Source organism: Marinithermus hydrothermalis DSM 14884, assembly GCF_000195335.1.
Taxonomy (GTDB): Bacteria; Deinococcota; Deinococci; order Deinococcales; family Marinithermaceae; genus Marinithermus; species Marinithermus hydrothermalis.
Genome location: NC_015387.1, coordinates 1,814,140 through 1,838,592, shown reverse-complemented (window position 1 = coordinate 1,838,592; position 24,453 = coordinate 1,814,140). Strand labels below are relative to the sequence as shown.

Below are 24,453 nucleotides of genomic sequence, written 5' to 3'. Positions count from 1 at the left end.
AACCCAGCAGCGCGTGCTAGCATCCGTACGGGAAGGTATGACGCGCGTTTCGCTCCGCATGCGCACTTGGTGGCGCTGGTCCCGGGACCCCACCCGCCGCTGGCTCTGGTACCTAGCGGCGGCCCTCGTGTACGTTGCGGTGACCATCCTCCCCCTACCGGGCTTCACGCCCGACGGGCAACGCGCCCTCGCGGTCTTCGCGGTCGCGGCGTTCCTCTGGGGCACGAACACCCTCCCCCTCGCGGTCACCGGCCTCATCACCCTGCTCCTCCTGCCCCTCACCGGCGCTTTTGACCACCAACGCACGTACGCGCACTTCGGCAGCCAAGCCCTGTTCTTCATCCTCGGCGCCTTCATCCTCGCGAGCCCCGTCACGCGCTCCGGCCTCAGCACGCGCCTCGCCCTCCTCATCCTCCAGCGCTTCGGGCACAACCGCCCCCGCCTCCTCGCCACCCTCCTCCTCACGCCCGCCGCCCTCTCCTTCTTCATCAGCGAACACGCGGTCGCCGCGATGCTGTTCCCCATCGTGCTCGAGGTCGTGCGCGCCGCCGGCGCCAAGCCCGGGAGCCGCTTCGGCCTCGCGGCCTTCCTGGCCCTCGCCTGGGGCGCCGTCATCGGCGGCACGGCCACCCTCCTAGGCGGCGCGCGGGCCCCCCTCGCGCTCGGCGTACTGCAAAGCACCACGGGCCGCACGATCAGCTTCCTCGAGTGGACCCTCTGGGCGCTCCCCACCGTGGCCGCGCTGCTCCTTGCGGCGCTCGGGGTGCTGTGGCTCCTCGGGCGCGACGAAACCATTCACCTCACGCACGCCCGCCGTCACCTGGAGGCGCGCGTACGCACCCTCGGCCCGCCCTCCCGCCGCGAAACCCTCACCGCGAGCGTCATGCTGCTCACCGTCCTCCTCTGGGTGCTGCGCGGCGAAGCCTGGGGCCTGGACACCATCGCGCTGCTCGGCGTGGCCCTCGCCTTCCTCCTGCGCATCACCGAGTGGCGCGAGATCGAAGAGGACGTGAACTGGGGCATCTTCCTCATGTACGGCAGCGCCATCGCCCTCTCCGCCGCCCTGCGCGACACGGGCGCCGCGGAAGCCTTATCCCGGCTCGCCCTCACCTCCTGGATCGACACGCCCCTCCTGGCCTTCACCGCGATCGTCCTCCTCGCCCTCGGCCTCACCGAAGCCATGAGCAACTCCGCCGCGGTCGCCGTGCTCATGCCCCTCGCCCTCGCCCTCGCGAACGAGTACGGCCTCGACCCCCGCGCGGCCACGCTCGGCGTCGCCCTCCCCGCCGGCCTCGCGTTCATGCTGCCGGTCAGCACCCCCGCGATCGCCATCGTGGTGGGCAGCGGGTACGTACGCCCCCTCGAAGCCTTCCGGCACGGCGCCCGCCTCAAGATCCTAGGCCTCGCCGCGTTCCTCCTCACCAGCTGGGCCTACTGGCCCCTCGTAGGGCTAGGACTGGGAGGCTAGATGCAAAGCACGATCCGGCTCATCCTCACGAACCCCTACGCGTACACGCGCGGCCTCGAGCGCGCCCTCCAAGAAGCCCACACCGCGCACCGCGCCCTCTACGCGGTCTTCGTGATCGACCCCCAAACCCTCGAAACCCTCGTGAACGACCTCAGCGCCATGGGCTGGCTCGGAGCCAGCTCCCGCCAACACATCGCGCACGCCCTCCACGAAGGGTACCGCCTCCTCGCGCAGGACACCCTCCAAACCGTGCAAGCCCACGCCCAAACGCACGGCATCCCCGTAGAGACGGAGGTGGTGGAAGCCCCCATAAGCGAGTACTTGGCGCGCCTTCCCACGCACGAGCCCGTCCTGGTCAGCGCCACCTCCAAACCCACTCAAGCCCTCACCCCGAACATCACGTGGATCCAGGAGGCGTAACCCCTCCCCGGCATTGCCGCCACCCCCAAGGGCACCTATACTCGTACATGGACGCTGACCGAGCGTATCGCTGGAGGTTATGGTGCTGGATATCCAACCGAAACCGACCGGACTGATCCCTCCCCACGGAGGCCGCCTCATCAACCGTGTCGCCACCGGTCCCGAACGCGAACACCTCCTCGAGCACGCCCAAACCCTGCCCGCCCTCGAGCTCACCCCCCGCTCCCTGGCGGACCTCGAGTGCATCGCAACCGGCGTGTACTCGCCCCTGGTGGGCTTCATGGGCGAGGCGGACTACCAAAGCGTCGTGGCCGACATGCGTCTCGCCAACGGTCTTCCCTGGTCCATCCCGGTCACGCTGCCCGCCCCCGAGTCCTTCGCAAAGACCCTGCGCCTGGACGCCGAGATCACCCTCACCTGGAAGGACCGGCCCCTCGCGGTCCTGACCGTCACCGACATCTACCGGCCGGACAAGAGCGAGGAAGCGCGCCAGGTCTACCGCACGGACGACCCAGCTCACCCCGGGGTCGCGGCGCTTTTCGCGAGCGGCCCCGTTTACCTCGGCGGTCCAATCTGGCTTGTGAACCCCATCCCCCACAAGAACTTTTTGCGCTACCGCCTGACCCCCGCCGAGACCCGGGCCGAATTCGCCCGCCGGGGCTGGCGCACCGTGGTGGCTTTCCAGACCCGTAACCCCATCCACCGCGCGCACGAGTACCTGCAAAAGGTAGCGCTCGAGATGGTGGACGGCCTTTTCGTGAACCCGCTCGTGGGCGCGACCAAGGCCGACGATGTGCCCGCCGAGGTGCGCATGCGCACCTACGAGGTGATCCTCTCCAAGTACTACCCCGCGGACCGCGTGCTGCTCGGGGTGTTCCCCGCCGCCATGCGGTACGCCGGCCCCCGCGAAGCCATCCTGCACGCCATCGCCCGCAAGAACTACGGGTGCACGCACTTCATCGTGGGGCGCGACCACGCTGGGGTCGGCGATTACTACGGCACCTACGACGCGCAAAAGATCTTCGACGCGTTCACTCCCGAAGAGCTCGGCATCACCCCCCTCAAGTTCGAGCACGCCTTCTACTGCAAGGCCTGCGGCCAGATGGCCACGACCAAGACCTGCCCGCACGACAAGGAGGCCCGCGTGCACCTTTCGGGCACCAAGGTGCGGGAGATGCTGCGCCGCGGCGAGATGCCCCCGCCGGAGTTCACCCGGCCGGAGGTCGCGGAGATCCTGATCCGCGCGTACCGTGACGCACTTGGCACGAGCCACGGCGAGGCGTGACTACACTAGGGAACAGGGTGCTTGATGACGCGCCCTTACAGCGCGGACTCGAAAAAGGAGGAACACCGTGAGCGTTGAGCAGCGTGGCGTCACTGTCTGGTTCACCGGCCTCTCCGGAGCAGGCAAAACCACCCTCGCCCGCGCGATCTACGACGAACTCAAGCGGCGCGGCCACCGGGTGGAGATCCTCGACGGCGACGTGGTGCGCCAGTACCTCACCAAAGGCCTGGGTTTTAGCAAAGAGGACCGCGACGAGAACATCCGCCGCATCGGGTTCGTCGCGCACCTCCTCACCCGCAACGGCGTGATCGTCCTGGTCTCCGCGATCTCCCCTTACCGCGCAACGCGGGAGGAGGTCCGGCGAAACATCGGGGACTTCATCGAGGTCTACGTGAACGCGCCCCTCGAGGTGTGCGAAGCACGGGACGTGAAGGGCCTTTATAAAAAGGCGCGGGCAGGGGAGATCAAGAACTTCACCGGGATCGACGACCCCTACGAGCCGCCCGTGAACCCGGAGGTGGAGTGCCGCACGGACTTGGAGAGCGTTGAGGAGAGCGTGGCTAAGGTTTTGGGGAAGCTCGAGGAACTCGGGTACCTGCGGCCGACAGTTGGCCAAGGAGCCTAGCGTGGTCACGGTATGCTGAAAGCCCTGCCCCGATTCCTGACCCGTCTGAAGCAACAAGACATGCTTGCCACCTTGGCGCGAGGTGCAGGGATCGCTTTTGTGCTTCAAGCGTCGGGAACGGGGCTCAAGTACCTAACACAAGTGCTCCTCGCCCGCTGGATGGGTGCTGCGGAGTACGGTGTTTACGCTTACGCCTTCACCTGGGCGAACCTGTTATCCGTGTTGGCTACGCTGGGGTTCACGACGGGTTCCCTTCGCTTTGTTCCGGAGTACCTCGCGAAGGAAGACTGGGCGCACCTCAGGGGCTTTATCCGGCGAGTAAGGCAGCTGGTGCTACTTGCGGGTCTCTTACTTGCCGCCGTAGGGGGGGGGATCCTGATCCTGCTTCATTCCCCCCAAATGAACACAACGGCCCTGCTGCTAGGGATGGCGCTCGTGCCCCTGCTCGCCTTGGTTAGTGTACAGAGGGAGATGGTACGCGGCACGCGACGGATCGCCCTAGCGTACGCCCCCCCCATGGTGCTTCAGCCCGTATTAGTGCTCGTCGCGGCCTTCTTGATGCTGAGCTCGCTTGGAGGCTTGACGGGCGTAGCAGCGCTTAGTGCTTTTGCGCTTGCGCTCCTGATTGTCTTGGGAGTGCAGGGCTGGGGGCTTGTGCAAACGCTTCCGCAAGAAGCGGTTTCGATGCCCCCCAGATACGAAACCGCCAGATGGTGGCGGGTATCCTTCCCGCTCTTGCTGGTTTCAGGATCGCTTATCGTCCTTAACCAGGCGGATATTTTGATGATCGGTATCTTCCTTGGCCCTAAAGAGGCCGGCATCTACATGGCGGCAACAAAAACAGCAGCCCTGGTGAGCTTCGTATTGGTCGCAGTGAATGCGATCGTGGCACCAATGATTTCTGAGCTTCATACGAAAGGAGACCGCGAGGAATTGCAGAGGATGGTGAGTGCCGCGGTTCGCTGGATGTTCTGGCCGTCGCTGAGCGTGACGTTGGGCTTACTCCTCTTAGGAAGAGTAGTCCTGGGCCTCTTTGGAACAGAGTTTCCTATGGGATACTCAGCGCTCGTACTACTCGCGCTGGGGCAGCTTGTCAATGCGAGTGTGGGGCCGGTAGGGTACCTAATGAGCCTTACGGGGCACCAGGACCTCAGCGCATGGGTGTATGGCTTGAGCGCTTTGGTGAACATCGGCCTTAATGCTCTATTGATCCCGATATGGGGCTTGATAGGTGCTGCTTTAGCAACGATGGCTGCAATGGTGTTGTGGAATGCATGGCTTTATGTGTTGGTCTATCGCTTTTTAGGCTTGGATGTATTTTTTCTTTCTTTCCGGTAAATCGATAATGGAGGTGTGCTGTGGGTGCAGAAAAAGTAAAAGTCGTTTTCATAGGAGGGTACGGGCGTAGTGGAAGCACGCTACTTGATCGTGTGCTTGGACAACATAAAGGGTTTTGCTCAATAGGTGAGTTGAGGTATCTTTGGGAGCGCGGTTTGCTTGAAAATAGATTGTGCGGGTGCGGGGATCCGGTTGCGCAGTGCAGCTTATGGACTTCTGTCCTGGAGGAGGTGTTTTCCGAGTGTGATGAGAAACCTAAGTTCGAAGAAATTGCTGCCTTACAAAAGGCAGTAGATCGAATTCGATATATCCCTTTAATGATTTGGCCTAACTTGAGGAGAAAAACGTTTAATGATATACTCGAAAAGTATCTAAACTTGTTGTATAAAGTTTATCTTTCGATAAAGAAAGTTACAGGATGTGAGGTTATTGTCGATTCCAGTAAGGACCCTTCTCATGGATTTATTTTGAGCTTGATGAAGGAAATCGATTTAAGGATCGTACATTTGGTTCGTGATAGTCGAGCCGTTGCCCATTCTTGGCAACGGAAAAAGCGTAATTGGGAGATAAAGGATAGGATAGCGTATATGCGTACATTACATCCTCTAGAAAGTGCTTTAATGTGGGAAACTTCTAATATTCTAATGGAATTTTTAGCTCATAGGATAGATTACTATGTGAAAGTTCGGTATGAGGATTTAATTAAGAACCCTAAGGGAACTATAAGCTGGTTACTGAGAGAACTTGGCCTTCATACCCGCGATCTTGATTATATTAGTGACTCAATGGTTAACTTGAGTAGGCAAACCCATAATATTTCTGGCAATCCCTCAAAATTTGCTAAAGGAGAAGTCCAGCTTCGCTTAGATAGAGAATGGATTACTGCATTGCCACTACGCTATAAAGCACTGGTCACAATAGTAACCTTCCCCTTGTTATACCGATATGGATATTTCTCTCGGTGGGAGGGGTAACGATGGCAAAAATATCTAGGGGAACTGTAGTAATTATTTCTTCCGTTCCTTGGCATTTTACATGGCAACGTCATCATGATATAGCTAAGGGGCTTAGTGAGCGTGGATATGAGATTATTTTTGTAGATCCTATGCCTAAACGTTTGCCTAGGCTTTCTGAATGGAAACGAGTTTTGGGGCGTGTATTGGGAAAGTCTAATCTGGGAGGAGTCTTTACTCAGGAAGTACCCGATGGAATACGAGTTATATCTCCTAAAGTATTGCCGGAGCTTAAAGGAAAAATATGGTATTGGTTGCGATGGTTTAATAGTATGTTATTTATTCCGAAATTAGCTCGACTTATTCGTTCCTATGCAAAAGAACCGGTAATTGTTATCAATTACTTACCCATCCGAAGTAGTTTAGCCCTTCAAAGGATGTTGAGACCAACATTTAGTATTTATGATTGTGTATTGGATTGGGATAAGATTCTCTCTGCTAGGAATTCTTTAGTCATTGAGCATGAATTAATTGGCACTGTAGATCTTGCCTTGGCCGACTCTCCCTATCTTTATGAAAAGATAAAAGCGATGGCGCCTAGCGAGAAAAAGGTAGAAAGGTTATTACCTGGGGTCCATTTTGATGATTTTAGCGATATTCGGAACTTTTCTTGTAATAGGAAAGAGGAAGGGAGGATACGTGCCTGCTATTTTGGTGCGATAGGCCCTCATCTAGACATTAATCTGCTTAATTTAGTTGCTGATCACTATGAACTTTATTTGATCGGTCCGATTGAAAATAGATTACCATCTAGTTTAAAAAGCAATCCTAATGTCAAGATAATTCCTCCAGTTGCCTACAAGGATTTAATCGACGTACTAAAAGCCGTCGATGTTTTACTTTTGCCGTATAACCCCAATTTCCCTGGTGCCCATGCTACTATCCCAGCAAAAACATTCCAGTGCCTGGCAACGGGAAAACCCACGGTAGTTTTTGGCCTAGAAGCATTGCGTGAATTTGATGATGTTTTCTATATCGCTAATAATCATGAAGAATTCATTCAGATGATTAAATTGTCTATAAGAGATTGGGGAAATCGTAGATCTAAGGCGTTGCAATTAGCAAAGCGCCAAGATTGGAAAGAACTGATAGCATTCCTGGAATCTCAATGGCTATCATTAGTTGGGGGACCAAGGAGCTAGGAGGGACTATGGCTTCTGTAACCACACAGCAAGTTGAGAAGGGGAGCCACAAGTCTTCCTTTGTGCTAAGATTAGCTTTGTACTTTATACTTCTCACCCCGCTGTGGTGGTTTTTGGGAATTGAGCAGTTTATTTGGCCGATCCTTGGCGCTTTCTTGCTTGTTTTGCAACGTAGAATATTAGTCTTTAGTCCAATAAAGTTTCTAATAGCATTAATATCTATACAGATATTTTCAATAGCACTTATAGAAGAGTCTATTAGGTATTATACTTACGGAAGGCAATTGCTAACATCTATAGGATCAGTACTTTTTCTAACCGTGGTAACTTCTTCTATCAAGAGTTTCGACGACATTCGTTTTCTAATTAGAGGAATCTCCTTGTTTTTTACTGTGGCTGGGTTTCTGGGTATTTTTGCCATTACTGGATTTTGGAATGGCTACTTCCTTGCGCCAATAGAAATGTTCTTACCTGAATCTGTTCAATCCACCTCCTACGGAGAGCGTATAGTATTTAAGTATCTCGGGCAGCCGGGCTATTTTACCTTTATTGGTGAATATATAAGGGTAAGTAGCCTGTGGCTATATCCCACTACTTATGCGATGGCTATAGTGGCTTTTTTTCCCCTTTCACTTTGGGCGATGCAGGCTGATAAGCCACGATATCGATCCTTGCATATTTTAGCTATTATATTAATGTTCATTAATTTAGTCTTTACGACAGGAAGGATGGCCATGCTAGGGCTTTTGTTGGGGGGAGTATATTTTATGTTTTCGCAAAAGCGGTTCTTTTGGATTTCTGTGGTAGCTGTAGGATTCGTACCTATATTATTCTCAATTCTTGAGGGTTCCCATTTGAACTCCATAGGTAATGTAATTTCGTCTCTTGTCGTGGCTCGCGGAGAAGGTAGTTTTATCGACCGAGTACGTATATATAGAGCTACTTTTGAAGGATGGTTAGAGCGCCCCGTGTTAGGCTGGGGTACCGAGCAAGACATAGAAGGGTTTGCTTACCCAGCTGGATCGCATAGCTTTTGGGGGGGAACACTATATAAATACGGACTTGTTGGGCTATCTATTCTTTTGCTTGCTTTATGGAAAACTTGGCGTTCGATTGTTTGTTCAAAGAAAAAAGCTAAAGTATTAGAACTTCGTGAGGTTTATAATATGCTTAGATTTATTCAGTGGTCTTTTATTGCCGTAGGAGTAAACGGAATTACTGACTCTTGGGACTTGGACTCTATCACGTATCTGCTCATATGGCTCATACTAGGATTAGGTATTGTAAGCAGTCGATTGATTGGAGGGAAAGCTAATGGCAAGGGTTGACCTTTTAGGAGTTGAGGTTGATCTGCTTACCATGTGTGAGTTAAACAAGAAAGTTTATGAACTTGTTTCAAAAGGAAAATGTTCAATAGTGGCTAATCATAATCTTCATAGTATTTACCTTTTTCATAGGGATAAAAAGATGAGACTTTTTTACTCTCGCGCTAGTGTAATACATATTGATGGAATGGCCCTAGTTATGTGGGGTCGGTTATTGGGACTTCCTCTACGCCCTGAACATCGCATAGCTTATATAGATTGGATTTATCCTTTAATGGAAATGGCTAGCACCCATGGTTGGCGAGTTTTTTATTTAGGTGGAGAACCGGGTGTGGCCGAATTAGCCGCAAATAAGTTAAAGGAAAAATATCCATGTCTGCAAATTAGAACGCATCATGGTTATTTCGACTGGAGTGAGTCAGATGATATTTTGAAATTAATTTCTGAGTGGTCTCCGCAATTGCTTTTGGTTGGCATGGGAATGCCTCGTCAAGAGCATTGGGTTATTGATTTTTATGAAAGAATCAGCGCAAACGTCATCTTAAATGCAGGAGCATGCTTTGACTATTTAGCCGGAGCTAAACCTACACCTCCTCGCTGGTTGGGTAAAATCGGATTGGAGTGGCTTTATCGACTTTTTACTGAACCAAAACGTCTATTCAAAAGGTATTTGGTGGAACCATGGTTTTTAATACCCCTTGCGGTTCAGGATCTTGTTAACCGAATCTCGCGAGGAAGGACTGTATAAGCTCCTATTTCGGATATTCATCCGCATATGCGGGGAATTCTGAAAATCAGGGGATTCTTAAAATCAAGGGTTAGGAAAGTTCAAACCGCATGTCACACAAAGCAAAAGCTCAAAACTTGCACTTATGCACCCTGGGGATACCTATGCGCCAGGACCACTTGAAAGGGGCCGCTGGTTTCCCGTCTGATGACGGGTGCCATGACCCAAGCGGCCCTGTCCCTACTTTGGACCCTCCTGGCCCTTTTGCCAAGCCCCCACCTCCAGGAATCCCTCAAGGCCCTGCTCTTGCTCCTCCTCCACGGCCACGGCAAGGCCAGACCCCAGCACAGCCAGGTCAAGTCCCCCTCCGCCCTCTCTCGCTTCCTCAACCGCTACCCCTGGCCCACCCGCGCTCTCATCCGCCTGGCAAGAAAAGAGGCCGAGAAAGCCCTGGACCGGGCCAGAAAGAAAAAAGGCCCCAAGCCCCGTCTCCTGGTGGTCCTGGACCTAGTCACTCTGGAGAAGCGGGGCCGTTTCCAGGCCCTGCCCCTCTCCTTTTTTCACGGCAAGTGGGGACTCCATCTGGTGGTCCTCTACCTCGTCTACGGAGACCTCCGCATCCCTTGGGCCTACCGCCTCTGGCGGGGCAAGGGGGAGAAGGCCCTCTCCCGCCTGGCCCTAAGCCTCCTGGCCTCTCTGCCCCCCTGGATGCGCCGGGCCTTCCGGATACGGGTGGCCGCGGATGCGGCCTTTGGCACCACCTGGTTCCTTTTCGGGGTGAAGCGGTTGGGTTTTGAAGCGGTGGTGGGGATGCGGCGGGACCGGAGGCTGCGGGGAGGGGGGAGGCTTGGGGACCTCAGGCGGCAGGGGAGCCGGGTCTACCTTTGGGGGCTTTCCTTCCCGGTCTGGGTGGCCTGGTACCGCTACCCCCTGCCCCAAGGGGGCTGGGAGTGGCGGTACGTGGTGGCCACCTTTCCCGCCACGCCCCGGACGGCGCTCACTTGGGGAAAGAGGCGGTTTGCCATAGAGCACTTCTTCCGCGCCGCGAAAAGCGAGTTCTCCCTGGGGCAGTTTGGGCAGCGGACGGCTTTGGGGGTGCACCGTTTTCTGGTGCTTTCCCTTCTGGCCTACCTGTTGGCCCACTGGGTGGGCATGGAGGGGGAAGGAAGCTGGCGGGAGGCCAGGGAGCGGGCGGCGCGGGTTCTCTTGCCTGAGCTCGTGGTGCAGGTCGCCCTGCGGGAGCTCTATGCCCTGGGTCTCTGGCCGCCGGGGGGAGGGGGTGAAGGTTTATGCGGGATATGCGGGAGGTGCAAGTTTTGAGAAAGGTATGGTAGTACGATAACAAAGGTATGCAAGATAGCCCGAATATTAAGCCTACCATTCGGTTGTTGACGGTTGTTACCCGCCCCTGGCTTACGGCTTCGCTTTTGCTGGTTTCGGATCTGGTTGCCTTGGCCGTGGCTGGGGCGCTTTCCGTGGGGCTTCGGTACTTGTTTGATGGGGGGTTTAACCCGGCGGTTTATGGGCCGTTGTGGCCTGTGGTGGGGTTGTTCGTGCTGGTGTATGCCCTTGTGGGGTTGTACCCCGGCGTGGGGGTTGCGCCAGCGGAGGAACTGCGCCGGTTGACGCTCGCGACCACGCTGGTGTACCTCGTGCTGGGGGCGGCGTTGTTTTTGTTCAAGGAGGGGGGCGCGTACTCGCGCGCGGTGTTTCTCGTGGCGTGGGTGTTTTCGGTGGTGCTGGTGCCGTTGGGGCGGGCGCTTGTGCGTCATCTTTGCGCCCACCGGCGGTGGTGGGGGTACCCGGCGGTGGTGCTTGGGGCGGGGAAGACCGGGCGTATGGTGGTGCGGATGCTCGTGCGGCAGCCGGGCTTGGGTTTGAAGCCGGTGGCCGTGCTGGATGATGATCCGGAGAAGCACGGGGCGCTTGAGGGTGTGCCCGTGGTGGGGGGCGTGGACTTGGCGCCGGTGCTGGCGCGTGAGTTGGGGGTGCGGTACGCGATCGTGGCGATGCCGGGGGTGCCGCGCGCGCGGCTTTTGGAGGTGCTGGAGCGGTACGGGAGCGTGTTCCCGCACCTGGTTTTGATCCCGGACCTCTTCGGGTTTTCGAGCCTTTGGGTTTCGGCGAAGGACCTGGGGGGGGTGCTGGGCCTCGAGGTGCGCCAGCGGTTGTTGTTGCCGGGGCCGCGCCTCGTGAAGCGTTTCCTGGATTTGGCCGCTACGGTGGTGGGGGGGGTGCTGGTCCTTCCGTTAATGCTGTTGATTGCGCTATTCATCAAGCTGGATTCACCAGGGCCGGTGTTTTACCTGCAGGATCGTTTGGGAAAGGACGGCCGGCGGTTTAAGGCGATAAAGTTCCGTACTATGTACGGGGATGGGGAGAAGCGCTTGGCGGAGTTGTTGGCGCAGAACCCTGAGCTGCGGGCGGAATACGAGTTGTACCACAAGTTGCGTAATGATCCTCGGGTGACCCGTTTCGGTCGGGTATTGCGTAAACTGAGCCTGGATGAGCTTCCGCAGTTGTGGAATGTGCTCAAGGGCGAGATGAGTTTGGTGGGGCCCCGGGCGTATTTGCCGCGGGAATTGCCAAAGATGTCTGGTGCTGAGGGAGCTATTCTGAAGGTCATGCCGGGAATTACAGGAATATGGCAGGTGAGCGGCCGGAACGAGGTGACGTTCCGGGAGCGTTTAAACATGGACATGTACTACGTTCGCAACTGGTCCGTTTGGCTGGACCTTTACATCCTCGCTCGTACGGTCTGGGTGGTGCTCTTCGGGAAAGGCGCGTATTAGAATCGGTCCGTGCGCGGCTGGGCTTGGGTTTTTGGGATTTTATTGGGGTTGCTTCCCGTAAAGCCGCTTTGGTTCGCGGGGGGGGCGGCCCTGGTGGGGTTGTACGCGCTGCTCGTGCGGCGGGAGCGCCCCTTGTTCGGGCGGGTGTTTTTAGCGTATGTGGTGCTCGGGGCGGGGGGGCAGTTGTTAGCGCCGGACCCCTTGGTTGCGGAGCTTGATCCACCGTGGACGAGTGCGCGAGCGCCAGTGGTGAACTGGATCCCGCGGGATGGCCTGAGTGACCTGCGCGGTTGGAACCCCAAGGACGGGGCGGGCGGGTTCGCCACGCTCACGCCGGACGGGTTTTGGCGGGTGCCGCGGGTGCACCCGAGGACGGGCCGGCCCTTCACGGAGGTTCTCTCGAGCCGCAAGTACCCCGTGCGGGCGGGGGAAGTAGTTACGGAGAGTTTTTACTTCCGGCACGACGGGACGCGCGCGGGGTTCCACGTGAGTTTCTTCACTGCGCGGGGGCACCACCCGGTGCCCGTGCGGGTGGTGGAGCTGGGGAACGGGTGGAAGCGCGCGTACGCGAGTTATGAGGTGCAGCCGGGGGATCGGTGGGTGCGGGCCGTGGACCTGGTGCGTTTAGAGGGGGACTGGACGTACCTCGAGATCGGGTACGCGCAGCTCGAGCCGGGCCCCGCGCCGTCCGCGTACGTGCCGGGGAGCGCTCGGGAGGACGGGCGGTGGGCGCGGGCGGGTTGGTGGTTGGGTACGGGCGTGCTGGGGCTTTTGGTGCTGCACGGGAGCCGGTTCTTGCTCGGGGTGGTGGGATTGCGCGCGGCGGGCGTGGCGGTGCTGCTGGGGTTTTTGGTGCATGCGGGAGTGGCGCTCGAGCAGTACCGGGCTTGGTCGTACGCGTGGGAGCCGCGCGTGGTGGGGTGGACGATCCAACCGAATTTTTTGGGGCACTTGGGGGTGGTGAGCGCGGCGCTGGTGTGGGTGCTTGCGGGGAGCGGGTTGGGTGCGGTGGCGTTCGGGGTGGCGTTGGGGCTCGTGTGGCTTTCGAAGAGCCGCGCGGCGCTCGTGGGGGCGCTGGCGTTGGGGGTGGGGTGGGGCGTGACGGTACTGCGGGTGCGGCGGGGGTTGGGGCTTGCGTTGCTCGTGGGGGTGCTGGGGCTTGCGGGGTTCCTCGTGAGTCAGGGGGGGGCGTTGGGGCGGTTGGGGACGGTGTTCGACCCGAGTTACGGGACGACGCGCGCGCGGCTGGAGATCTGGGGGGTGGCGTGGCGGGCGTTTTTAGAGCATCCCCTCACGGGGATCGGGGTGAACCGGTTCGAGGCGTACTACGCGATGCACCGCCCGTCGGATGTGGGGGGGGCTTTGGTGCCGCACGCGCATAACCTGGTGCTGGGGGTGCTCGCGGAGGGCGGGGCGCTGGGGTTCTTGGGGTTCGTGGTGCTGTGGGGGAGTGTTGTGCTGGCTTTGGTGCGCCGGCGGGCGTGGCCGGCCGTGGTGCTGGTGGGCGTAGCGTTCGTGCTGAACCTAGCGGATTACACGTGGTTTGCGGGGGAGGTGTACTACCCCTTGTGGGTGGGGGTAGCGGCGGCGTTGCGGGGGACACGCGGGGTGACGTAACCCATTGGTTACAGAGGATAGGTGCGTCCCGAGCAAACCAACGCGCAGGCCCACTGGGCCTGCGCGAGCGTTTGGGGCGGGTTAGCGCTGGGTTTGTTCCCGGAACCAGGCCACCGTGCGGCGGATGCCTTCCTCGAAGGGCACCTGGGGCCGCCACCCGTGGGCTTGGAGTTGGGTGGGGTCGAGGACGCTCACCTCGAGGTCCCCGTCCCGGGGTGGGGCGTAGGTGACGCGGGGGGTGGTGCCGAGGGCGCGGGCGATGGTGTAGAGGACGTCCTCGGTGGTGCGGCCTTGGCCGGTGCTGACGTTGTAGGTGCCTTCGAGGTTGGTCTCGAGGGCGAGGAGGTTGGCGCGGGTTACGTCCTCCACGTGGATGTAGTCCCGGATGCACCCGGGGTCCCCGGGTTCTTTTCGGGCGTAGAGGGTGACGGGTTGGGCGTGGAGGAGGCGGTTGGTGAAGATCGCGACGACGCCTGCCTCGCCGTGGGGGTCTTGGCGGGGGCCGTACACGTTCGCGTAGCGGAGGGTGGTGTAGGTGAGGCCGTGGGTTTGGCGGTAGACCTCGAGGTAGTGTTCGAACGCGGCTTTGGAGGCGGCGTAGGGGCTTTTGGGTTTGGGGGGCCAGGTTTCGGGGGCGCGTCGGCCTTCGGGGACCTCGCCGTAGATCGCGCCGCCGGTGGAGGCGAAGACGATTTTTTGGGTGCCGGTGGCGCGCATGGCTTCGAGGATGTTGAGGCCGCCGAGGAGGTTGATCTCGGCGTCCTTGCAGGGGTTTTGGACGGAGTGCTTGACGGAGGCTTGGGCGGCTTGGTGCGCGACGTGGGTGGGTTGGAAGTCTTGGAAGGCGTGGAGGACGGCGTTGAGGTCGCGGATGTCGGTTTGGTAGAGGGGGACGTCGGGGGGGATGTGGGCGCGTTTGCCGGTGGAGAGGTCGTCGAGGACCGCGACGGGGATGCCTTTTTGGTGTAGGGCGTGGACGAGGTGACTGCCGATGAAGCCGGCTCCGCCGGTGACGAGTACGCGCATGGGGTTAGTTTAGCACGCGGGGGTGGGGGGTTCGGGTATTCTGGAAGGCATGCGGGGCGTGCGTGTGAGTGCGGTGTCGGTCTTCGGGGTGTTCGCGTTGGCTTACTTCCTCTCGTACTTTTTCCGGTCGGCGAACGCGGTGATCGCGGGGGATTTGGTGCGGGAGGTGGGGCTTTCCGCGGGGGCGTTGGGCCTCATGACGAGCGTGTTTTACCTGGCGTTCGCGGCGGCGCAGGTGCCTTTGGGGTGGGGGTTGGACCGGTGGGGGCCGCGGTTCGTGACGCCGGGGTTGATGCTGGTGGGGGCGGTGGGGAGTTGGGTGTTCGCGGAGGCGGACTCGTTCGGGGAGCTGGTGCTGGGGCGGGCGTTGTTGGGGTTGGGCATGGCGGGGATCTTGATGGGGGGGTTGAAGGCGTTCAGCCGGTGGTTCGCGCCGCACCGGTTCGCGACGGTGTCGGGCGCGCTGGTGGCGGTGGGGGCGTCGGGGGCGCTCGTGGCGGCGACGCCGCTCGCGTGGTTGGCGGGGGTGTTGGGGTGGCGTGCGGTGTTCGCGTGGGGCGCGGGGGTGATCGCGCTGGTGGCGTTGTTGATCGTGGGGTTGACGCGGAACACGCCGGAGGGGGACCGGCTGGAGGGCGGTGCGGTAGGGCCGGGGGGGCTGGGGGAGGTGTTTCGGGACGCGCGGTTTTGGCGGATGGCGCCGCTTGCGCTGGTGACGGCGGGCACGTTTTTCGCGGTGCAGAGCCTGTGGGGCGGGCCGTACCTGTTTGACGTGTACGGCGCCTCCCCGGTGCAGGCGGGGAACGCGTTGTTCGCGTTGAGCTTAGCGGCGGTCGTGGGGTACGGGGTTTCGGGGGTGCTCGCGGACCGGTGGGGGGTGGGCCGGGTGATGCTCGCGGCGGGGCTGGGGTTCGCGGGGGTGCTGGGCGTGCTGGCGGCGTTCCCAGGGGAGTTGGGTTGGGTGGGGGTGGGGCTCGTGTACGCGGCGTTTGGGTTTTTGGGGGCGTTCAACATCGTGTTGCTGGCGCACGCGCGGCTGGTCTTCCCGCCGCACTTGACGGGCCGGGCGGTGACGGCGGTGAACCTGTTCGGGATCGGGGGGGTGTTCGCGCTGCAGTGGTGGATGGGCGTGGTGATCGGGGTGTTCGGGCGGGACGCGGCGGGGCGGTACCCGCCGGAAGCGTACGCGCTGGTGTTTGGGGCGGAGGCGCTGCTGGTGCTGGCGGCGCTTTGGTGGTACGCGCCGCTCGTGGGGGAGCGGGCGGCGGCGCGGCGAGGGTAGGGGCGCAGGGCACCCGAGAGCGACGGCGGAGGATCAGGGATGCGGCGTTGGGTAGCGGGATGCCTGGTGTGGATGGCTTCGGCCCTCGCGGCGGGGCCGGTCACGGTCTGGACGCCTTTCGAGGGGGCGGAGCTGGAGTGGCTGCGGGCGCAGGCCGCGCGGTTCGAGGCGGCCACGGGAACGCCCGTGGAGGTCGTCGCGATGCCGTTGGAGGAGATCCGGCCGCGGTTCATTCTGGAGGCCCCGCGGGGCAGGGCGGCGGACCTGGTGGTTCCGGTGCCGCACGGCTGGGTGGGGGAGATGGCCGCGGCGGGGGTCCTCGAGCCGGTGGAGGGGTTCGTGACGGAGGCGTACCTCGCGGACCTGGTGCCGGTGGCCCTCGAGGCTTTTCGGTACGGGGGGGCGGGGTTTGGTTTCCCGGTGAGCGCCGAGGCGGTGGCCTTGATCTATAACAAGCGGTGGGTGCCGGAGCCGCCCGCGAGTTGGGAGGCGTTCCTGGGGTTGGCGCGGCGGCTCACTACGGGCGAGACCTTCGGGTTCTTGTATGACCTGGGTGACCCGTACTTGGGGTACGGGTGGTTCAGGGCGTACGGCGCGTTCGTGTTCGGGCGGCGCGCGGACGGGAGCTGGGACCCGGCGGTGTTGGGCCTGGGGGGGGAGGCCGGGTATAGGGCCGCTCGGTTCATTCAGGCCCTGCGCTACGGGTACGGTTTGGTTCCGGCGGGCGTGGATGACGGCGTGGTGGACGGGGCGTTCCGGGAGGGGGCGGTGGCCATGACCCTGAACGGCCCGTGGGCCGTGGAGGGGTACAGGGAGGCCGGGCTGGCGTTCGGGGTCGCGCCCATGCCCGCGCCGCCCGGGGGGCGGGCCTGGGGGCCGTTCGTGGAGGTGCAGGGCATCGTGCTGAACGCGTACTCGAGGCACAAGATCGCCGCGGTGAACTTCGCGAAGATGCTGGTGCGGCCCGACGCGCAGGTGGGTTTGAGCCGGGTGGGGGGGCGCATCCCGGTCTCGCGCGGGGCGCTGGCCGCGCTCGAGGACGACCCGGTGGTGCGGGGGTTCGCCGCCGTGATCGCGTTGGGGGAGCCCGTGCCGAACATCCCGGAGATAGGGCGGGTCTGGGGGCCTTGGAGGGAGGCGTTGCGGCGCGTGCTGGAGCGGCCGGACGCGGACGTGGAGCGGATCATGGACCGGATGGTGGAGGAGATCCGCCGGGGCCTTCAGGGGGAGTAGCTAGGGGGGAGCCAGCTCGAGTGCCGCGCGTTCGCCTTCTGGGGTGAGTACCTCCACCCGTACCGTCCGGCCTGCGCGGGGGCCGTCGAAGCGGGCGGTGCGGTCGTGGACCTCGAGGCGGCTTCTCCGGCCCGGGGTGGGGCCGTCCCCGTCGTCCTCGTAGACCTCGCCGCGGCTGGGGCCCGTGGGGAAGGCGCGGAAGACGAGGGGGTCGAAGCGGGCGGTTTCGCGCGGTTCGGGGGTGGTGGTGGGGACGGCGTGCCCTTCGCGCAGGTAGAGGGGGATGGCGTCGAGCGGGGCTTCGGCGACGATCCAGCGGGGCCCTTCGAGGACCTCGCCCGTCCACCAGTCCTGCCAGCGGCCTGGGGGGAGGTAGACCGCGCGGTGGGTCTGGGCGGGGCGCGTGATGGGGGCGACGAGGAGGGCCGGGCCGTACAGGAAGGCGTCGTGAAGGGTGTAGGCCGTTTCGTCCTCGGGGAACTCGTAGAAGAGGGGGCGCATCAGGGGCGCGCCGGTGCGGTGGGCTTCCTCGGCCAGGGTGTAGGTGTAGGGGAGGAGCTGGTAGCGAAAGCGGATCGCTTGGCGCATGGGGTGGGTCCAGGGCGCCCCGAAGGCGTAGGGTTCCTGGCGGCGGCTGGTCTTGCTGGAGTGGTTGCGCATGAGGGGGTAGAACGCGCCGAGCCAGGTCCAGCGCGTCACGAGTTCGGGGGTGGCGTCCTCGGAGAACCCCCCGATGTCCGCGCCGGCGAAGGCCACGCCGGAGAGGCTCAGGTTGAGCAGCATGGGGATGCTCATCTCCAGGTGGCTCCAGTGGCTTTGGTTGTCCCCGGTCCAGACCCAGGCGTAGCGCTGGATCCCGGCGAACCCGGCGCGCGTCAGGACGAAGGGGCGGCGCGTGGGCGCGGCGCGCCGCTGGGCTTCGTGGGCGGCTTGGCTCATGGCGAGTCCGTAGACGTTGTGCACCTCCGCGTGGCTGGCCTTCCCGTGGCGGGCGCCTAGGGGGAGGGTCTTCCCGGTCTGCTGGGGGGGCGTTCCTTCGATGCGGAAGGCCGAGGGTTCGTTCATGTCGTTCCAGATCCCGGCGACGCCTTTCTCGAGGTAGTAGCGGTGGAGGTCAGCCCACCACGCGCGCACCTCCGGACGGGTGAAGTCGGGCCAGACGGCGGGGTTGGCCCACACCTCCCCCACGACCTCGTCGCCGCGGGGGGTTTCCACGAAGGCTCGGAGGCGCTTCCCGTCCTCGTAGACCGGGTAGCCCGCTTCCTTCTTCACCCCGGGATCCACGATGACCACGGTGCGCACGCCCCGTTCTCGCAGCGCGCCGATGAGGCGCTCGGGCTCCGGGAAGCGCGCGGGGTGGAAGGTGAAGACCCGGTACCCGTCCATGTGGTCGATGTCCAGCCAGAGGGCGGAGAGGGGGATGTCGTGCGTCGCGAAGGCGTCCGCCACCGCCCGCACGCTCCCGGCGTCGGGGTAACCCCAGCGGCACTGGTGGAACCCGAGCGCCCACAAGGGCGGCAGGGGCGGGGTGCCGGTGAGGCCGGTAAAGCCCGCCACCACCTCGCGCACCGTGGGTCCCGGGATCAGGTAGAGGTCGAGGGTGGGGCCGGGGGTGAAGAGCGCGCTCTGGTGGGGCGTGGTCGCGGCGAGGTCGAAGACGCTGGGCCAGGTTTCGTCGAGGAACACCCCCCAGGCCCGGCCGTCCTCCACCCCGATGAGGAAGGGGTGGGCCTGGTAGAGGGGGTCGGTGGTCTCGTGGTGGTCGAGCGCGTCGGTGTTCCAGTGGGTGTAGCGGCGGCCCTTCTTGTCCAGGAAGCCGGTGCGTTCCCCCAGGCCGAAGTACCGCCGGGCCGGGCGTTCCGCGAGGCGCAGCTCGAGCCCGCCCCCGAGGGGGTACCCGTCGGTTGGGGGTTCGGGTTGGGTGGGCTTAAGCGGGTCGAGGGCTGCGGCCGCCGCGGTGCGCCAGGTGGCCTGCTCGTGCGCGAGCAGGCCGGTGGCGGAGAGCTCCGCGAAGGTGAAGGCGAAGGGGGCGAGGGTGAGCTCGAGGGGCGGGAGGTTTGGGGCGCGGGCCGTGCGGCCGTCGAAGGTGAGGGGGCGCCGCTGCGTGGACGCCACCGCCCAGCTGCTTTTTTCGGCGTCCTGGGGGCGCTGGTAGACGAGGATGCGCCAGGCGTGCGGCCGGGCCTCCACCCTGGCCGAGAAGGTTGGGCCGGTGAGCTGGAGGGTGCGGGGCTCGAGCCTCCAGTGCGTGAAATCGACGGGGTGCATCTTTTTGCTCCGGTTCGGGGCCGCTTCACGAAAAGGATACCATGGTACGCCCGGCCCCATCGCCTGGGGCCGGGCCGGTCAGCGCGGGGGTTTACTCGCCGCGCTTGAGTTGCTCCACGACCTCGCGGTCCTCGAGGGTGGAGGTGTCCCCCTTGATCTCGGTCTCGCCGGCCGCGATCTGGCGCAACAAGCGCCGCATGATCTTACCGGACCGGGTCTTGGGTAGGGCCTCCGCGAACCGGATCTCGTCGGGTCGGGCGATGGGCCCGATGGTGTTCGCGACGTGCGCCTTGAGGGCCTCGCGCAGCGCCTCCGAGGGGCGGGCGTGGCTTTTGAGGGTGACGAAGGCGACGATGGCCTCGCCCTTTTCCGGGTGGGGGCGGCCCACCACCGCGGCTTCGGCGACGTCGGGGTGGCTGACGAGGGCGCTCTCGAGCTCCATGGTGCCGAGGCGGTGCCCGGCGACGTTGAGCACGTCGTCCACCCGCCCGAGGATCAGGTAGTACCCGTCCGCGTCGCGGCGGGCGCCGTCCCCGGTGAAGTACGCGTCCGGGTACTGGCTCCAGTACTGGCGCCGGTAGCGTTCGGGGTCGCCCCAGACGGTGCGCAGCATGCTGGGCCAGGGGCGCGTGAGGACCAGGTACCCGCCCTCCTCCGGGGTTTCCACGCGGTTGCCTTCGGCGTCCCGGATCTCGGGCGCGACGCCGAAGAACGGTTTGCCCGCGAACCCGGGCTTCGCGGCGTGCGCGCCGGGCAGCGTGGTGATCATGATGCCGCCGGTCTCGGTCTGCCACCAGGTGTCCACGATGGGGCAGCGGCCCTGGCCGATCACCTGGTGGTACCAGAGCCAGGCCTCGGGGTTGATGGGCTCCCCGACCGTGCCGAGGAGGCGCAGCGAGTCCAGCCGGTGCTTGCGGGGCCAGGCCTCGCCCCACTTCATGAAGGCGCGGATCGCGGTGGGGGCGGTGTAGAAGATGGTGACCCCGTACTTGTCCACGATGCGCCAGAAGCGGTCGGGTTCCGGGTGGTTGGGCGCCCCCTCGTACATCAGGGTGGTCGCGCCGTTCACCAGCGGGCCGTACACGATGTACGAGTGCCCGGTGATCCACCCGACGTCGGCGGTGCACCAGTAGGTGTCCTCGTCCTTGAGGTCGAAGACGAGCTTAGTGGTGAGGTAGGTGTACACCATGTACCCGCCGGTGGTGTGCAGCACCCCCTTGGGTTTCCCGGTGGAGCCGGAGGTGTAGAGGATGAAGAGGGGATCCTCGGCGTCCATGACCTCGGGGGGGCAGTGGTCCGGCACGCTCTCCACGAGCTCGTGGTACCAGTGGTCCCGCCCGGGCTGCATGGGGACCGCCTCCCCGGTGCGCCGCACCACCACCACGTGCTCGACCGAGGGGGTTTCGGCGAGGGCCTCGTCGGCCTGGGCCTTGAGGGGCACGACCCGGCCCCGGCGGTACCCGCCGTCCGCGGTGATGAGGAGCTTGGCCTCGGCGTCCTTGATGCGCTCGGCGAGCGCGTTCGCGGAGAACCCCCCGAAGACCACGGAGTGCACCGCCCCGATCCGGGCGCAGGCGAGCATGGCGATCGCGGTCTCGGGGATCATGGGCATGTAGATCGTGACGCGGTCCCCTTTGCCCACCCCGAGCTGCTTCAAGGCGTTCGCGAAGCGCTGCACTTCGCGCCACAGGTCGTGGTACGTGAGGACGCGCTCCTCGCCGGGCTCGCCCTCCCAGATGATGGCGGCCTTGTTCTTGCGCCAGGTGGCGACGTGCCGGTCCAAGGCGTTGTAGGAGAGGTTGGTCTTCCCGTTCACGAACCACCGGGCGTGGGGCGGGTTCCACTCCAGGACCTGCGTCCACGGCTCGAACCAGTGCAGCTCCTCGGCCACGCGCCCCCAGAAGGCCTCGGGGTCCTCCAGGCTCTCGCGATACAGGGCCTCGTACTCGGCCTCGCTCTGGATGCGCGCGCGCTTGCGGAACTCCTCGGGCGGTTCGAAGCGACGGTTTTCCTTGAGTACGGCCTCGATGCGCTCCACGCGGAACCACCTCCTGATCGGGGTTGTTGTGGGGTCAGCATAGTGGGGTGGTCCGGGCGCGTCAAGAAGCTTGGGGTTTTTCGTTATGCGCAAATCGGGGGGGTTCTTGACACGCCGCGCGCGGGGTGGGAATGATGGCTGGCAGCACCGCAGACCGCTAGGAGAGGCCGAACCGCCATGGGTCGGAGTCGGAGGAGAAGCCTGAGTACCGTCCAAGCTGCGCTCCGCGTGCTCGCCTACCTCGCCGCGCACCCGGAGGGCCTCGAGGCCGCCCAGGTGGCGCGCATGCTGGGGAAGAGCCTGTCCGCGGCGTACGCGCTCCTGAACAGCCTCGTGCAGGAAGGGTTCGCGGAGCACGACCCCGCGCGCGCCACCTACCGCTTGGCGGGCGCGCTCGTGCCCTTGCCTCCGGAGCCCGCCCCGCCCGCGTACGAGGGGCTCGAGGAGGCCCTCGAGGAGGTGTACCTGCGCACGCGGGAGCGGGCCTACCTGGGCGTGTGGCGCCGGGGGCGGCTGTGCTTCTCCACCCGCGGCCGCCAGGGGTTGGTGAAGCCGCCCGGCCTGGAGGGGGAGGTGCGGGCGGGGCTGCACGCGTTGGCCTTGGGGAAGGCGGTCCTGGCGCACCTGGGGGAGGAGGCCGTGGGCGCGGAGCTCGAGGCGTACACGCCCTACACCGTGACGGACCCCGTGGCGCTCGGGGAGGAGCTCGAGCGGGTGCGGCGGGTGGGGTTCGCGGTGGAGCTCGAGGAGTACGCGCTGGGGATGTGCGGGGTGGCCGCGCCGGTCTTCGGCCCGGGAGGGGAGGTGCTGGGCGCGTTGGGGGTGGTGGTGCCCGCTAGGCGGTTCCCGTACGCGTTCTCGCGGGTGGCGCGCGCGGTGTGTGAGGTGGCGCAGGCCGCGTCGAAGACGCGCCGGCGCCTCCCGGCTGGTGTGGTGCGGCGGGAGGCGCGGCCCCGGCGGGCCTTGCCCCGCCCGGCCCGGCCGCTGCCGGAGGGGCGGGTGTGGGCCCCCAAGGCCTTGCGCCGGACGGGGAGCCGCAAGGATTACGAGGCGGCGTACCGCCGGAGCCTGGAGGACCCGGAGGGGTTCTGGGGCGCGTGGGCCGAGCGGTTCGAGTGGCACCGCCCGTGGACGCGGGTCCTCGAGGGCACGCCGCCGGAGTGCCGGTGGTTCGTGGGAGGCGCGACGAACATCGTGCAGAACGCGCTGGACCGGCACGCGCGCTCTTCCCGGCGTAACCAGCTCGCCCTGGTGGCGTACGCCGGGGACGGCCGGGTGGAGAAGCTCTCCTACCGCGAGCTGCACGACCGGGTGGCGCGGTTCGCCGCGGCGCTGCAGGCGCGGGGCGTGGGGGTGGGGGACCGGGTGGCGCTGCACCTGCCGACGGGCCTCGAGGCGGTGATCGCGATGCTCGCCGCGGCCCGGATCGGGGCGGTGCACGTCTTCCTCCCGGTGGGGCTCGGGGCGGCGGCGTTGCGGGACCGGCTGGAGGACACCGGGGCGCGGCTGTTGATCGCGGCGGACCGGGTGTACCAGGGGGGGCGGGCGCGGCCCCTTGCGGGCTTGGTGGAGGAGGCGGTCGCGGGGCTGGAGCTGGAGGTGATCTGGCACCGGCGGGGGGCGGGGGCGCGCGGGCCGGAGTTCTGGGAGGTATTGGAGGGCATGCGCGTCAAAGCGCCGGTGGTGCCGGTGGACGCGGACCACCCGCTTTTTATCCTGTACACCTCCGGATCGACCGGGAAGCCCAAGGGGGTGGTGCACGCTCACGGGGGGTACATGGTGGGCGTGACCTACTTCCTGCGCCGCTTGTTCGGCCTGGAGGACGGGGAGGTGTTCTGGGCGACGGCGGACCTGGGCTGGATCGTGGGGCACTCGTACGGGGTGTACGCGCCTCTCCTTGAGGGGCTCACCACCGTGCTGCGGGAGGAGCGGCTGGACCACCCGGACCCCGGGGCGTTCTACGAGGTGCTCGAGGCGGCGGGGGTGAACGTCCTCTTGACGAGCCCCGCCTGGCTGCGCGCGTTGCGCCGGTACGGGGCGGAGTGGGGGCGGGACGCGGACCTCGCGCTGCGGTTGGTGGCCTCGGTGGGGGAGCACCTGGCGCCGGAGGTGTGGCACTGGGTGCACGCGCACCTCGGGGTGTTCGTGCTGGATAACTGGTGGCAGACCGAGACGGGCGCGCCGGCCTTGGCGACGCCCCTGGCCTTGCCCGCGCGGCCGGGGCGGGTGGGGGTGCCGCTGGAGGGGGTGGAGGCCCGGGTGGTGGACGCCGAGGGGCGGGAGCTACCCCCGGGAGAGAAGGGGTTTTTGGTGTTGAAGCGCCCGTTCCCGCACTTCATGCGGGCGCTTTGGAACAACCCGGAGGGGTACCGCGCGCTCTGGGCGCGGTTTGGGGGGTACTTCACCGGGGATTTCGCGGTGCGGGACGCGGAGGGGTACTTCACCGTGCTGGGCCGGAGCGACGACGTGATCAAGGTGGGGGACCAGCGTGTGGGCACCGCGGAGATCGAGGACGTGCTGCTCTCCTACCCGGCCGTGGCGGAGGCCGCGGCGGTGGGGGTCCCGGACCCCGAGCGGGGGGAGGTGGTGAAGGCGTACGTGGTGCTGCGGTTTAAGGAGGCGACGCCGGAGGTGCACGAGGTGCTGGCCAGCAAGCTCAAGGCGCACGTGCGCCGCCACCTCGGGGAGCTCGCCACGCCCGCGGAGGTGGTGTTTCTGGACCGGTTGCCGCGCACCAAGAGCGGGAAGATCCTGCGGCGGTTGTTACGGGCTTGGGAACTAGGGCACGACCCGGGGGATCTCTCGACCCTCGAGGCGTAGCCCGTTCCAATGGGGAGGGAAGTATGCCAGAACA

General features: G+C 63.7%; 17 protein-coding genes and 1 pseudogene. 15 read left to right on the top strand and 3 right to left on the bottom strand.

Annotated elements, in window-relative coordinates:
- The first annotated feature begins 37 nt into the window (after nt 1-37).
- From MARKY_RS09215 to MARKY_RS09180, 12 genes and pseudogenes are all read left to right on the top strand, one after another.
- The gene (locus tag MARKY_RS09215) at nt 38-1,468 is read left to right on the top strand and encodes an SLC13 family permease (protein WP_013704612.1); all 1,431 of its coding nucleotides are present in this window, start codon (nt 38-40) and stop codon (nt 1,466-1,468) included.
- Nucleotides 1,469-1,888 carry a hypothetical protein gene (locus tag MARKY_RS09210; protein ID WP_013704611.1) on the top strand — a complete coding sequence of 140 codons (420 nt, stop codon included), beginning with the start codon at nt 1,469-1,471 and terminating at the stop codon, nt 1,886-1,888.
- 79 nt (nt 1,889-1,967) lie between these two features.
- A complete protein-coding gene (gene sat, locus MARKY_RS09205) occupies nt 1,968-3,173 on the top strand; it encodes a sulfate adenylyltransferase (RefSeq protein ID WP_052297176.1) in 1,206 nt (401 codons plus the stop codon).
- Between the two features lie 61 nt (nt 3,174-3,234).
- Nucleotides 3,235-3,798, top strand: a pseudogene (cysC, locus tag MARKY_RS09200) (adenylyl-sulfate kinase); the annotation flags it as partial.
- 12 nt (nt 3,799-3,810) lie between these two features.
- The gene (locus MARKY_RS09195; RefSeq protein WP_013704608.1) at nt 3,811-5,136 is read left to right on the top strand and encodes a flippase; all 1,326 of its coding nucleotides are present in this window, start codon (nt 3,811-3,813) and stop codon (nt 5,134-5,136) included.
- Between the two features lie 20 nt (nt 5,137-5,156).
- Nucleotides 5,157-6,110 (top strand): sulfotransferase family protein, encoded by a 954-nt coding sequence (locus tag MARKY_RS11710; RefSeq protein ID WP_013704607.1) that lies wholly within the window; start codon nt 5,157-5,159, stop codon nt 6,108-6,110.
- The gene (locus tag MARKY_RS11815) at nt 6,098-7,291 is read left to right on the top strand and encodes a glycosyltransferase family protein (RefSeq protein ID WP_148230422.1); all 1,194 of its coding nucleotides are present in this window, start codon (nt 6,098-6,100) and stop codon (nt 7,289-7,291) included. The genes MARKY_RS11710 and MARKY_RS11815 overlap by 13 nt, the downstream gene beginning before the upstream one ends.
- A gap of 8 nt (nt 7,292-7,299) precedes the next feature.
- Nucleotides 7,300-8,619 carry an O-antigen ligase family protein gene (locus MARKY_RS11705; RefSeq protein WP_013704605.1) on the top strand — a complete coding sequence of 440 codons (1,320 nt, stop codon included), beginning with the start codon at nt 7,300-7,302 and terminating at the stop codon, nt 8,617-8,619.
- A complete protein-coding gene (locus MARKY_RS11700; protein WP_013704604.1) occupies nt 8,606-9,364 on the top strand; it encodes a WecB/TagA/CpsF family glycosyltransferase in 759 nt (252 codons plus the stop codon). The genes MARKY_RS11705 and MARKY_RS11700 overlap by 14 nt, the downstream gene beginning before the upstream one ends.
- Before the next feature lie 198 nt (nt 9,365-9,562).
- Nucleotides 9,563-10,663, top strand: a complete 1,101-nt coding sequence (locus MARKY_RS09190; RefSeq protein WP_013704603.1) for a transposase — start codon at nt 9,563-9,565, stop codon at nt 10,661-10,663.
- A 68-nt stretch (nt 10,664-10,731) separates the two neighbouring features.
- On the top strand, nt 10,732-12,135 hold the full coding sequence (gene wbaP, locus MARKY_RS09185; RefSeq protein WP_245526776.1) for an undecaprenyl-phosphate galactose phosphotransferase WbaP: 1,404 nt from the start codon (nt 10,732-10,734) through the stop codon (nt 12,133-12,135).
- A gap of 9 nt (nt 12,136-12,144) precedes the next feature.
- Nucleotides 12,145-13,752 carry an O-antigen ligase family protein gene (locus tag MARKY_RS09180; protein ID WP_013704601.1) on the top strand — a complete coding sequence of 536 codons (1,608 nt, stop codon included), beginning with the start codon at nt 12,145-12,147 and terminating at the stop codon, nt 13,750-13,752.
- An 81-nt stretch (nt 13,753-13,833) separates the two neighbouring features.
- Here the strand turns inward: MARKY_RS09180 and MARKY_RS09175 are convergent, their stop codons facing one another.
- Nucleotides 13,834-14,778, bottom strand: coding sequence for an NAD-dependent epimerase/dehydratase family protein (locus MARKY_RS09175; RefSeq protein ID WP_013704600.1), 945 nt, complete (start codon nt 14,776-14,778; stop codon nt 13,834-13,836).
- 49 nt (nt 14,779-14,827) lie between these two features.
- Between MARKY_RS09175 and MARKY_RS09170 the strand changes: the two genes are divergently transcribed.
- A complete protein-coding gene (locus MARKY_RS09170; protein WP_013704599.1) occupies nt 14,828-16,060 on the top strand; it encodes an MFS transporter in 1,233 nt (410 codons plus the stop codon).
- A gap of 39 nt (nt 16,061-16,099) precedes the next feature.
- Nucleotides 16,100-17,293, top strand: a complete 1,194-nt coding sequence (locus tag MARKY_RS09165; protein ID WP_013704598.1) for a sugar ABC transporter substrate-binding protein — start codon at nt 16,100-16,102, stop codon at nt 17,291-17,293.
- On the opposite strand, the gene MARKY_RS09160 is transcribed toward MARKY_RS09165, so the two are convergent.
- Nucleotides 17,294-19,561 carry a glycoside hydrolase family 31 protein gene (locus MARKY_RS09160; RefSeq protein WP_013704597.1) on the bottom strand — a complete coding sequence of 756 codons (2,268 nt, stop codon included), beginning with the start codon at nt 19,559-19,561 and terminating at the stop codon, nt 17,294-17,296.
- Nucleotides 19,562-19,652: 91 nt separating this feature from the next.
- Entirely contained in the window at nt 19,653-21,599 is a 1,947-nt protein-coding gene (gene acs, locus MARKY_RS09155) for an acetate--CoA ligase (protein WP_013704596.1), read from the bottom strand.
- Nucleotides 21,600-21,776: 177 nt separating this feature from the next.
- On the opposite strand from acs, the gene MARKY_RS09150 reads away from it, so the two are divergent.
- The gene (locus tag MARKY_RS09150; protein ID WP_013704595.1) at nt 21,777-24,419 is read left to right on the top strand and encodes an AMP-binding protein; all 2,643 of its coding nucleotides are present in this window, start codon (nt 21,777-21,779) and stop codon (nt 24,417-24,419) included.
- Nucleotides 24,420-24,453: the final 34 nt, after the last annotated feature.